General features: G+C 30.9%; 11 protein-coding genes. All 11 read right to left on the reverse strand.

Translation table 11 applies throughout. The features are described from left to right. Nucleotides 1-137: 137 nt before the first annotated feature. Entirely contained in the window at nucleotides 138-1,046 is a 909-nt protein-coding gene (locus M3166_RS08605; RefSeq protein ID WP_251689189.1) for an ATP-grasp fold amidoligase family protein, read from the reverse strand. Between the two features lie 114 nt (nucleotides 1,047-1,160). Next, nucleotides 1,161-2,573 (reverse strand): glycosyltransferase family 39 protein, encoded by a 1,413-nt coding sequence (locus M3166_RS08610; protein WP_251689191.1) that lies wholly within the window; start codon nucleotides 2,571-2,573, stop codon nucleotides 1,161-1,163. Nucleotides 2,574-2,731: 158 nt separating this feature from the next. Continuing rightward, nucleotides 2,732-3,826, reverse strand: coding sequence for a glycosyltransferase (locus M3166_RS08615; protein WP_251689193.1), 1,095 nt, complete (start codon nucleotides 3,824-3,826; stop codon nucleotides 2,732-2,734). A gap of 30 nt (nucleotides 3,827-3,856) precedes the next feature. Next, entirely contained in the window at nucleotides 3,857-5,008 is a 1,152-nt protein-coding gene (locus tag M3166_RS08620) for a glycosyltransferase (RefSeq protein WP_251689195.1), read from the reverse strand. Beyond that, nucleotides 5,005-5,871, reverse strand: a complete 867-nt coding sequence (locus tag M3166_RS08625; RefSeq protein WP_251689197.1) for a glycosyltransferase family 2 protein — start codon at nucleotides 5,869-5,871, stop codon at nucleotides 5,005-5,007. Before M3166_RS08625 ends, M3166_RS08620 begins: the two co-directional genes overlap by 4 nt. An 82-nt stretch (nucleotides 5,872-5,953) precedes the next feature. Beyond that, nucleotides 5,954-7,078, reverse strand: a complete 1,125-nt coding sequence (gene wecB, locus M3166_RS08630) for a non-hydrolyzing UDP-N-acetylglucosamine 2-epimerase (RefSeq protein WP_251689198.1) — start codon at nucleotides 7,076-7,078, stop codon at nucleotides 5,954-5,956. 3 nt (nucleotides 7,079-7,081) lie between these two features. After that, nucleotides 7,082-8,191 (reverse strand): capsular polysaccharide biosynthesis protein CapF, encoded by a 1,110-nt coding sequence (locus tag M3166_RS08635; RefSeq protein WP_251689200.1) that lies wholly within the window; start codon nucleotides 8,189-8,191, stop codon nucleotides 7,082-7,084. A 15-nt stretch (nucleotides 8,192-8,206) separates the two neighbouring features. After that, the gene (locus M3166_RS08640) at nucleotides 8,207-9,244 is read right to left on the reverse strand and encodes a nucleoside-diphosphate sugar epimerase/dehydratase (protein WP_251689202.1); all 1,038 of its coding nucleotides are present in this window, start codon (nucleotides 9,242-9,244) and stop codon (nucleotides 8,207-8,209) included. A 3-nt stretch (nucleotides 9,245-9,247) separates the two neighbouring features. Further along, the gene (locus tag M3166_RS08645; RefSeq protein ID WP_251689204.1) at nucleotides 9,248-10,435 is read right to left on the reverse strand and encodes a glycosyltransferase family 4 protein; all 1,188 of its coding nucleotides are present in this window, start codon (nucleotides 10,433-10,435) and stop codon (nucleotides 9,248-9,250) included. Nucleotides 10,436-10,456: 21 nt separating this feature from the next. Further along, nucleotides 10,457-11,350 (reverse strand): NAD-dependent epimerase/dehydratase family protein, encoded by an 894-nt coding sequence (locus M3166_RS08650; protein ID WP_251689206.1) that lies wholly within the window; start codon nucleotides 11,348-11,350, stop codon nucleotides 10,457-10,459. 21 nt (nucleotides 11,351-11,371) lie between these two features. Further along, the gene (locus tag M3166_RS08655) at nucleotides 11,372-12,007 is read right to left on the reverse strand and encodes a sugar transferase (RefSeq protein ID WP_251689208.1); all 636 of its coding nucleotides are present in this window, start codon (nucleotides 12,005-12,007) and stop codon (nucleotides 11,372-11,374) included. Nucleotides 12,008-12,182: the final 175 nt, after the last annotated feature.

Consider the following 12,182-nt stretch of genomic DNA (forward strand, 5'->3'; position numbering starts at 1 on the left):
GGTACACATTAAACTATAAGTGTAGAAAAAATCTTGTTTACTAATCCCCTTCTTAGATACATAAAATATTCTGTTACTCATAATTATCATAATTCGTTTCATCTAAATATTGTTTGGAATTTGAATCTATCCTATTATTATTTATTGAGTGTTAATAAATCTCCTATCTTCTTATCCCATTCAGTCGGATAGAAACTTCCATAACCGCTTCTGGGAAAGAAGGTCAACTCTCCAAATATAATTTCTTCATTTACATAATAGAAATCAACCCTTACAAAAGGAAAAGACTCTGATAGCTTTTTGGCTAGGTCTAACATTTCATTATATTTTTTAGGTTTTAAGTAGGTCTCTTTTGAATTTGGTAACGGCCTTAGTCCTGTAAATGGCATGTGATTCCAGTCAATATCATAAAAGTCGATAGTTTCATTTATTCCTCTACCCCTAATTACTTGGCAATATTTCACTTCACCATTAAAACAAAAAAACTTATAATCAGTAAGTGAATTAGTTCCGAGACCTTCTGACATATATTTCTCACAAACTATTCTTGGCTTAATATCTTTATAGACCCATTCACGATAATACCAGTATAAGTTCTTATTGAGCCATCCTTTCATAATTTTAACTTGTTTGTTCCAATCAATACTGTTCTTATCTTTACAAATAAGATTAGAACCAGAACCATGAGTGCCTTTTAAAACAAATGAATCGGGCAGTTTCTTAATATCTATCTCATCTACTGAATCATAAACGGCATAGAGTTCGTTTAAGTACTTTTCACCAATCTGCTCTTTAACAAAATTTCTCACTTCAAATTTATCTGCACACATAGTAGCAATTGGGTCATACCAATTCACTTTAAGCCATTGTAATTTATCATTGAAATAGACTGGATTATTTAAATCAAGTTCTCTACCCACTATTTTCCTAAACTGTTTTCTAATTAGTCGTTCATCTGACACAAAGCTTTTAAGGTAAAAGTACCTTATATTTCTATAAAATGAAGTAAAATTCTCATTTTTCTTTATAATATTTTTTATATTCATAAGTTTTTGCACCACCTTATTCTAGAAAAAGGAAGTTCCCAATAGTTATATGAACTCTAATCCAAATTTATTTTCCCCAATATTCACTTTGCAAATACTGATTTTAAATTCAAGTTATAATTTGATCAAAGCGTATAAACAAACAGAGATAATTCCAATTAAAATGTAAAATAAATAAAATCCATGCCACCTTTTACGTACTCTATTATTAGTTTGAATAATAGAAAAAATTCCAGCAGCACAAGGAATAATTAATGGCATAATTGAGGCAACATACCTAGATTGAGCCCCAGCCGTTATCGTAGCTAACACAAAATATAAAAATAAGCCTATAAATAAGAAAGACTTTTGAATATGATCCAGCTTTTTAAAGGAAATTATCGAGAATATCCAGATTGGCCCAATGCCTAAAAGCCAAATTATATTTCCTACCCTTCTCCCAAAATCATAAGGCACGTCAAAATTTAAGTTCCAAAATCCAATCGGTAATAAATATTGAATTCCAGCAAAAATTGGTGAGACAAAACTCCTTAAATAAATTGGCCATGAAGCAAACCCATCGAAGTATGACATGATACCTTGATTTTCCCAATCTTTATTTTGCTCCATAGTAGCATAAGAACTTAAATTTATACCTTCTCTAGTGAATCTATTTGCGAGATAGAATCCTACGGAAAAGGACATTAATACGAGTATAGTAGAAATTACTTTTTTGCTTCCTGACATTTTTGATTGAACTATAATAAATAAAGCCAAAGGAACTAGCAACAATATTGGTCTAAATGTTGATAAAATTATAAATCCTATAATCAATAGACCAAAGCTAAAAGAATTATTAAATAGCCCCTTAGAAAACCCAAGCATACTTATAACTGTCAATGCTACTCCAGTAACAATAATTGGGTCTTTTGATATGACGGCGTCAAAAGAAAATAAAATTGGAGAAACTGAAGCAAACAATATAGAATAACCCGCTACTTGTCTTTTTCCAAATAATAAAAAGCCTATAATACCTATAAGAGCAATGTTTGTAATTCCAACCAAAAGATTTAGTAGCATGCCTACTAATATATTTGGGGAAAATATTTGGTAAAATAATGACAAAATAAGAGGGTATCCTAAAACACTAATGAATCCCAATATATTACTTTCCGTAGTGCTTATTAGTAAAGCACTAGTATGAAAGATTTTAGAGTCTACCATTGATAAATTTGGATTATCTATTGAACCTGTTGTTATACTCCATTGATAGTTAAACAGAACAAATAGCATTCTTATCATCAGACCTAACAAAAGAAACATACTAACCTTTTGACTCAATTTAACTTTATTTAATAAGATATTTGCTATTCTAATTGAAGTCCATCCTACGCAAACAACATAAATTGAATATAGAGGTGTCATGCCATACAATATTGCTATAAAAAAGAATAAAATGTAAACAGTGACTTCTAGTAAATATATCAGATAAGAATTATTCATTGGTTGAGCCTTTATATTTTTTATAGTATTTGCATGGTTATACATAAATAATCTCCCTGTTCACTACTAAATTTAATCTGAAATTATGAATAACAATCTTAAAATGCTAACGAACTATTATATATCAACACTTTTAATTATTAGCAAGAAATTTATAAGTTATTTTCTTTACCAAATTCAAAAATTCAAAAAGCTCCAAGTACTTAGTTATTTGCTACGTCATAGAAATAATTTAGCCATATATCATAAATTCTTTTCTCATCAAGTAAGTTAACAACATCTCTAGCTTTATGTCCCATTGAATAGGATTTATCAGGATCACTTACCATATCCTCCATTGCATTTAATAACTCATTAATATCCCCACACTTTATCAAAATTCCGTTTTCTTTAGATTTGATAAGCAATCTAGACCCACCTGGACTGCAATCAGTTGATATAACTGGTAACCCAATTGCCATTGCCTCAATCAGCGCATTGGGGATTCCTTCAAAATCTGATGTTAATACAAATAATCTTGCTTTCTTTATTGCCTCAATAACATTAGATGTTACTCCAGCAAAAACCACTTTTGATTCTAGTTTCAAATCTTTAACTAACTGCTTAATAACAAGTTCATCTGGTCCATCCCCATATAAAACTAATTTATAATCTGGATGCTTTTGTGAGAATACTTTAAACGCCTTTATTAATACATCTTGTCTTTTTTGAAACAACCAAAGCCTTGCAACATTTACTATTATTTTCTCAGGTTCACCAGTATAAGGTTCAAATGTTACATTACTTGGAATTGGGTTTGGGATAACTACGCTTTTCACCTTGACTTTTGATCCAAAAAATTCCTGTGCTCCCTTGGTTTGAAAAACTATTCCCTTTGCATTTTGATATATTATTTTTTTTACTATCTGAAGTATTTTTTTGTTATAGTTAGGGTCGCTTCGTTCAGAAATAACAATTTTACTTTTTCTTGCATTTTTACTTAACAACACACTGATATTAACCATATCATTAAAGGAAACTACAATATCATATTTATTGATTTTCAGATAATTATTGATTATTTGGATACATTTTAATCGATAGAATATATTTCTAGACAACCAACTATTAGGGGGCTTTATACTTTTTCTTTCAATACACTTTATAGCACTATTCACCTTATCTTTTATCTCTATACTTCCATTAAATACAAATATTGTTGTATCTATACCCCTGTCTACCATTGCATTGGCTAAATCAATAAATCTCCTTGGCGCTCCTCCATACGAAAGATGCTCAGCTACGAACAAAATTTTCATTTCCCTCACCTACAACTTCTAACTTGATTTTTAAAGGTCCTCGAAAAGTTTAAATGTATATTCTTTACCTTTTTCATTATTGGCAGTTTCTTTCCCATATTTAAATGATTGCCTCGATAATAATTCATATTCATATTGGGTCAAATTAACACATCTCTGTAACACTTCAATAAATTTTTCTTCATCATTAAGTTTAATATCCCAACCAACTTGAAACGTTTCTAGTTCTCTCCACGGTGTTTGATCACTTATTATTACAGGTGAACCACCAATTAATGCTTCTGAAATAACATGTCCATAATTCTCTCCTAATGTAGGAAAAAGAAAAACATGGTGTTTTTTAAAAATCTCAATTACTTTATCGTGGTCAATAGGTCCTTTATATGAGACTGTTATATTTTTTGGTAATTCTCCTATTTTTTCGTTGCATTTTGCCCAATATTCTTTATCCTCTATAGGTCCATAAATATTAAAATAAACAGTTCCATTAATATGATTGAGATACTCAATGGCTTTCAATAAATTTTTTTTTGGATGTATTCTAGAGATAAATACAATGCTTAGTTCACCATTATTTTTCTTTATTGCTTTTTCATATTCAAGTTCACTGTAATTGGCAGTTAAATTATTAGCTACTCTGATATTCTCTTTTCCCCCAAAAATCAACTCAATATCTTTTTGTTCCTCTTGGGCTGTTGCATGCCATACAACATCATTATGCAAATTCAATATTTTTGAGACCTTTATTAATAGATTCTTTTTTTTACTTTTCAATCCAAGGGCTCCTATAGAAAAATTTCCTCTAGGTGCTAAGATTGTTAGCTTAGGTCTTATTAAATTTATTTTTCTTAAAATTATGGGGATTATTGATAACTTATAATCAAAAAAACTATTCAAGTATAAAATATCATGGTCAGCTTCGTTGATTAATTGCCTGATTCTTCCCCAATTTAAAGTAGCTTGATTAACATAATATACTTGTGCATTTCCAACTTCTACCCACTTATCAGTAATAATATTGGGGTAGGGACTTTCATCTCCCTTATCCCTATCCAAAGCAACAATTTTAAAATCAACCCTATCAGAAAGATTGTCTACTAAATTTTTAATTGACTGTATAGGACCACCTGCTTTGATACCTGGAGTATAATAACCCGCTAAAATAAGTACCTTTTTTTTCATTTTCCTCCCTCCACTCTTTCTTTAGTCCTTACTATTTTTTTATTTTTTTCATAAATCTTTGAATCAACTAAAAAGCGGTACCAAAAGGCTTGTAATACAGCAAATATTAAACCTTCCTTCCCGTCAAGGAATCCCAACTTAAAGAAATACCTATATATGAAATAAATTAAGGAACGTAGTCCCAAAGGTAATTTATAATATATTTTAAATTTAATAATTCTTTTTGTTTTTGCACTCTTATTTAAATTTTCAACATTATCTGTATTCGAAAGATTTTCAAAATAATCCATCATTTCCCTTGAAGAATATTTATTATGTTTGTCAATCCAAGAAGATAGATCCTTATAATCATTGTGTAGAGAGTCATTTTTTAATTCCATAGTTTTCCCATGTGATAGAATAATATGTTCATCCATATTTCTAGCTTCAACATTTCCTATTCCATGTTTAAATACACGTAAAACTTTAATAGGATAAATTCCACCATGTCTAAGTTTCTTTCCTAAGAAGTTAACTTCGAGTCTAATAATAATTCCATTAATATCCGTGTCTTTATTCTGATTACACAATCTATCAATTTCTTCTGCAGATTCTTTAGTAAGTCTCTCATCCGCATCAATTCTGAAAATCCACTGAGTATCAATATTAGAAGCATCTAGGCCGAATTTAAATTGTTTAGCATGATTAACAAATTTATTTTGGATTACTTCTGCTCCCAATTTACGAGCAATTTCCACAGTCCTATCATTGCTAAAACTATCTATTACGATAATACGCTTTGATATGTTATTAACCGATTTTATACACTCTTCAATATTTAATTCTTCGTTATAAGTTAAAATTATTGTTGTTAAATCTGCCATTTATTACACTCCTAATAACTATCAACAGACCTAATTACATTCTAATTCATAGTTTAATTATTTTATGCAGTTGCCTAACTCCTTACTTCATCCAAACAATTCTATTTACATAGTCTGTATAAGATAAAATAATCCTAAGTACTTTTTCGGATACATTAGGCATACTATAATCTCTTACAAGTTTTAATGTACTTTTTTCTTGAGTTTCTAGAATCTCTAGCCCTTGTAAAATTCTTTCCTTGTTAAGCCCTACCATCATAACAGAAGACTCTTCCATTGCCTCCGGTCTCTCATGAGCTTGTCTAATATTTAATGCTTTAAAACCAAGAATAGAAGATTCCTCACTAATTGTTCCACTATCGCTAAGCACCGCTTTAGCTTTAGTTTGAAGTTTCACATAATCATTAAACCCTAAAGGTTTCATTGTTTTGATTAATGAGTTAAATTCAATCCCTTTAGCATTAATCATATTTTTAGTTCTAGGGTGAGTACTTATAATAACAGGCATATTATATTTTTCAGCAACAGCATTTAAACTATCAACTAAATCTAGGAAATTAGTTTCTGAATTAATATTTTCTTCTCTATGGGCCGATACTACAAAATAATTTTCTGCCTCCAGTCCTAGTCTCTCTAATACATCTGATGTATCAATATCATCTTTTCTTGAGTTAATGACTTCAAACATAGGGCTTCCTGTTTTAATAATTCTATCTGATGGAAATCCTTCTTTCAGGAGATATTCCCTTGCAATATCACTATAAGTTAAATTAATATCTGCTGTATGATCAACAATCTTTCTGTTGGTCTCTTCTGGTACTCTTTGATCGAAGCATCTATTTCCTGCTTCCATATGAAAAATTGGAATATGTCTTCTTTTTGCTGCAATAGCACATAAACAGCTATTAGTATCTCCAAGTACTAAAAATGCATCTGGTTTTACTTCTTCCATAATTGGATCTATTTTAACTAAGATATTACCGATAGTTTCTACTGCATTTCCTGTAGCTGCATTTAAAAAATAATCTGGTTTTCTTAAATTAAAATCTTTAAAAAATACTTCATTTAATTCATAATCATAATTTTGCCCTGTATGAACAAGTGTATGTTCAATGGCATTGGAATCTTCTAACTTATTAATAACAGCTGATAATCTTATTATCTCCGGTCTTGTACCTACGACTGTCATAACTTTTAATTTTTTCATAAACTATACCTCCACGAAATAAGTGTCCGGCTTTTCTGGATCAAAGCATTCATTTGCCCACATTACTGTTACGAGATCGTTTTCTCCTACATTTACTATTGAATGTGTATATCCAGTTGGAATATCTACAACTTGTAAATTTTTACCACTTACTCTATATTCAATAATTTTGTTGGAATCTATCTTTCTAAAGCGGATTAAGCCCTCCCCACTTACAACTAAAAACTTCTCATTTTTAGTATGATGCCAATGATTTCCCTTTGTAATTCCTGGCTTTGATACATTTATTGATACTTGGCCTCTTTCTGGCGTTCTCATAAATTCTGTAAAAGAACCTCTATGATCAGAGTTCATTTTAAGATCATATGAAAATTGGTCTTCGGGTAGAAAGCTTAAATAGGTACTATAAAGCTTTTTAGTTAAAGCATTTTCCATATTTGGAATGCTTAAATTTTTTCTACTTTTTTTAAAACCATTTATCAGGTCACCTAATTCTCCAAGTTTAATATTGTGCGTTTCAGATACTATACAAAAATCTCCTTGCATTGTTGGCTTTCCCTCTAAAGCTCTTAAGAATTCTTCTAAAACATCATCTATATAACAAAGATTAAGCTCTGTATCCGGATTGTTTATCTGAATGTCTGCCCCTTTAGCTATATTATGGCAGAATGTCGCTACTACACTGTTATAATTAGGTTTACTCCACTTTCCAAATAAGTTTGGTAGTCTATAAACATAGACTTTTACATCGGTTTCTTTGAAATAATCAAACAATAAATCCTCTCCAGCCTTCTTACTTCTTCCATAAGGATTATCCTTCTCTGCTTGAATAGAAGAAGTTAGAAGTACAGGCGCTTTATTTTTATGTTTTTTTAATAGTTGTAGTAATTGAGAAGATAAGCCAAAGTTCCCCTTCATAAATTCATCTTCATCTTTTGGTCGGTTTACACCAGCCAAATGAAAAACAAATTCACATTCTTTTGTGTATTTTTCGAGAAGCGAATAATCACTCTCTCTAGTAATTTCAAATATCTCATTATCCCCTATATTTTTAAGCTCAGCAACTAAATTTTTCCCTACAAAACCATTTGCGCCGGTTACCAGAATTTTCATAAGCTAATACCACCTTTAGTTCATTAAGTGAACCTTTTTATTCCATTGATTAAGCTCACTTTTCACATAGTCTAATTCAAGTAATTTCTCTTTAATTTGTTCAATGGTAAGAATTTGTGTATTATCCGAGTTATACTCTTCTACAGTAGAAAGTTTTTTATCTCCCTCATCAAAATACTTATCATAGTTAAGATCTCTTTGATCAGCAGGAACTTTATAGAAACCTGGTAGGTCTTCTGCTTTTACATATTCTTCTTTAGTAAGAAGTGTTTCGTAACGTTTTTCTCCATGACGGGTTCCAATAATTTTTATTTCATTGTCTGCATTAAATAATTCTTTAACCGCTTGAGCCAGATCACCAATTGTACTTGCCGGAGATTTTTGAACCATGATATCTCCTGCCTTAGCATTTTTAAATGCAAATACTACTAATTCTACTGCTTCTTCTAAACTCATAAGAAATCTTGTCATATTAGGATCAGTCACTGTTAAAGGCTGACCACTCTTAATTTGCTCAATAAATAGTGGAATAACTGAGCCACGTGAGGCCATCACATTACCATATCTAGTTCCACAAATTAGTGTTTTATTTGAATCAACAGTTTTCGATTTAGCAACAAATACTTTTTCCATCATTGCTTTTGAAATACCCATTGCATTAATTGGATATGCTGCTTTATCTGTCGAAAGGCAAATTGCCTTTTTCACACCATACTCGATAGCAGCTGTTAATACATTATCAGTTCCTAAAATATTCGTTTTTACTGCTTCTAAAGGAAAGAATTCACAAGACGGAACCTGCTTTAGTGCAGCTGCATGAAAAATATAATCAACTCCATGCATAGCATTCTTAACACTTGCTAAGTCTCTAACATCTCCAAGGTAAAATTTAAGTTTATCGTTATTATAAACTCTTCTCATGTCATCCTGCTTTTTCTCATCACGTGAAAAAATTCTAATTTCCTTTATATCTGTATCTAGAAATCTATTCATTACAGCATTTCCAAAAGAGCCTGTTCCACCTGTAATTAATAAAGTTTTATCTTTAAACATCCTTTATTCCTCCATGTTTGTTAGGGTATTTTCTAACAACGATATAAATCTTTCCTTACTATAATTACTTATATAGTAATCGTATGAACATTTAGCCATTTCATCTTTTTTATCACTGTTACAGAAATCTATTAATAAGTTGGCTAATTCTTTATAATCTTCAGCAGCACAGCATAATCCACAATTAGCTTCTCTTATTACGTGGCTTGCCTCACCATTAATGGCACCTATTATGGGTTTACATGCAGCCATATAAGACTGCATCTTACCTGGCAAGGTATATGAAATAGCCTTATTATTCTTCAAGGTAATTAACATTGCATCTGCTAACCCATAGTAATACGGCATTTCACTTACGGGTTTCCTACCATAATAGATTATGTTGTCCAACTTCATTTGTTTGCTTAGTAATTTACATTCTTCTAATTTGGATCCATCTCCAACTATATGAATTATAATATTAGTATGATTGCGTAATTCATTTGCAGCTTTAACTATAGTTTCTACACTTTGCATATCACCAATATTTCCAGCAAAAACAAAATTAAATTTATCATTTTTAGGAACTTCAATGCTTTCAGTAAACAAGTCCTCTGCATATTGCGGTATATGATGTATTTCTTTTTTAGACACCTTAAGAGTATCTCTAAAATATTCTTTAAACATACTAGAAGTTACTGCTATGGAATCTGCAGAGCTATAAACCCATTTAGAAAGCTTCTTAAAAAACTTGTAAACCACTGAACTTTCCTTGATACCCCCTGCAGCTAAACTATCAGGCCATAGGTCTAGGCAGTAAAGTAAAATCTTTTTCTTGTGTTTTCTCTTATATACAATAGCTGGGATTCCCATTAATACCGGGGAAAGTTGATTAACTAATACTACATCATACTTTTCATCCATAAAAAACGCTCTCATCGAACCTGATACTGCAAAGCTAAGGTAATTTAAGAAAAGCCTCAATTTGCTATTTCCACGACCTATTTCGAAACTTCGTATAACCTTTACACCGTTTAACATTTCATTTCTTTTTCTACCATATCGATAATCATCCAGCACTTGACCCTCTGGATAATTCGGAAGTCCTGTAAGTACTGTTACATCATGTCCTTTTTCAACTAATGTTTCACATATATCTGAAATACGAAAAGGTTCCGGATAATAATATTGGCAGACAACTAAGATTTTCATTTAAGCTTACGCCTCCAAATTCTATTGAACCTTTTTTAAATATTCTTCAATTTCAATTTTTAATCCCTCTGATAACAACATAGGTTGATAATCAAAATCTTCTGTAGCACTGTTATGAGAAAAGCTTCTATCCTCTCCCATACGCTGAACCTTCTCAATATAGTCAACCTTCCCAAGCGTACAGACTTTTATAAATCTAGCCATAAAAACCCCTAATGCTAAAGGAAAACTAATAAACTTTGTTTTCTTACCTAGTATTTGACTTATCAATGTAAATAACTCTTTCATTGAGATTGGCCTTTCACCAGATAATATATAATCGCCGCTTATTATATTAGATTTCCTTAATACCTGATAATATGCTTTCCCTAAATCTCTACCATTGACAGGTTGCAATAAATTTCTACCTTGGTCAATGATAGGAAATAACCTTAATCTATCTACCATTTTTATAAAAACAATCATATTACTATCATTAATATATCCATAAATCATAGTAGGTCTTAAATATATTAGCCCTATTGTTGAATTGTTATCTTTTATTATCCTATCTATGCTATTCTCAATATCTTTATATTCTTCCGATGCACTCTTATACTTTGAATAAATACCCGTTGTATGAACAAGTATAGCTTTCTTGACATTATTCTTAATAGCTGCCCTTATCACATTTACAGAATAAAAGATAGAGGCTATATGTACAACTGTACTAACTCCGTTCATAACTTCATTCAAAAATTCTTGGTTTTCTAAATCTCCAACTATCTTTTCTATATTTAATCTAGAATTATCTATCATTGATGTATCAGAGTTTGATCTAACAATACATCGAATTGGACCATCGTATTTATTTTTTATAAGCTCTTGCAAGAAATACTTGCCACTATGTCCCGTAATTCCTGTAACTAATAACATTATATTTCCACCTCTACTAGTTTACTTTCCTGAAGAGCTTCTCATCTTAGCACTTGCAACTCCCTTGTTCACTCCAGTTCCACCTTCAACTACACCATCACTCTTAACAACACTTACGATAGTGCCAAAGAAGCACTTAATATCCATCCAAAGACTAATCTTCTCCACATACTCCCCATCTAACTTAGCCTTGATTTCGATAGGAAGTTCATCCCTACCATTAATCTGTGCCAAACCTGTCAACCCGGGTGGTACATCATTAGCGCCATATTTATCCCGTTCAGCGATAAGATCATTTTGATTCCACAGTGCTGGTCTAGGCCCGATTATACTCATCTGCCCAACGAAAATATTCCAAATTTGCGGTAGCTCATCAAGGGAGGTCTTTCTCAGAAATTTACCCATCTTAGTGATATACTGTTCTGGATTACTTAATAAGTGAGTTGGAGTGTCCTTCGGTGTATCTATTCTCATGGTACGGAATTTTAAAATGTTAAAATGGGTCTTGTTAATTCCTAATCTCTTTTGTTTAAACAGAACCGGTCCTCTTGATTCAATCTTAATAGCAATAATTAAAATAAAAAAAATGGGAGATAAAACAATAAGTCCGATTAAAGATAGAATGATGTCTATCAATCTTTTAATCTTCATATACATCTAACTACACTCCTTAGAATATTTTCTTTAGTAGATTAGGACTTAATTAGAAACTTTCAAATCAACTACTAAAATACTAATATACTTAAATATTTATTTGTTATTTAATAACTAGCTCAAAGTAAATACAATATAAATAATTTTGAATTTGTAACCGTAACCGATTTCCTTTTTA

Source organism: Solibacillus isronensis, assembly GCF_023715405.1.
Lineage (GTDB): Bacteria > Bacillota > Bacilli > Bacillales_A > Planococcaceae > Solibacillus > Solibacillus isronensis_B.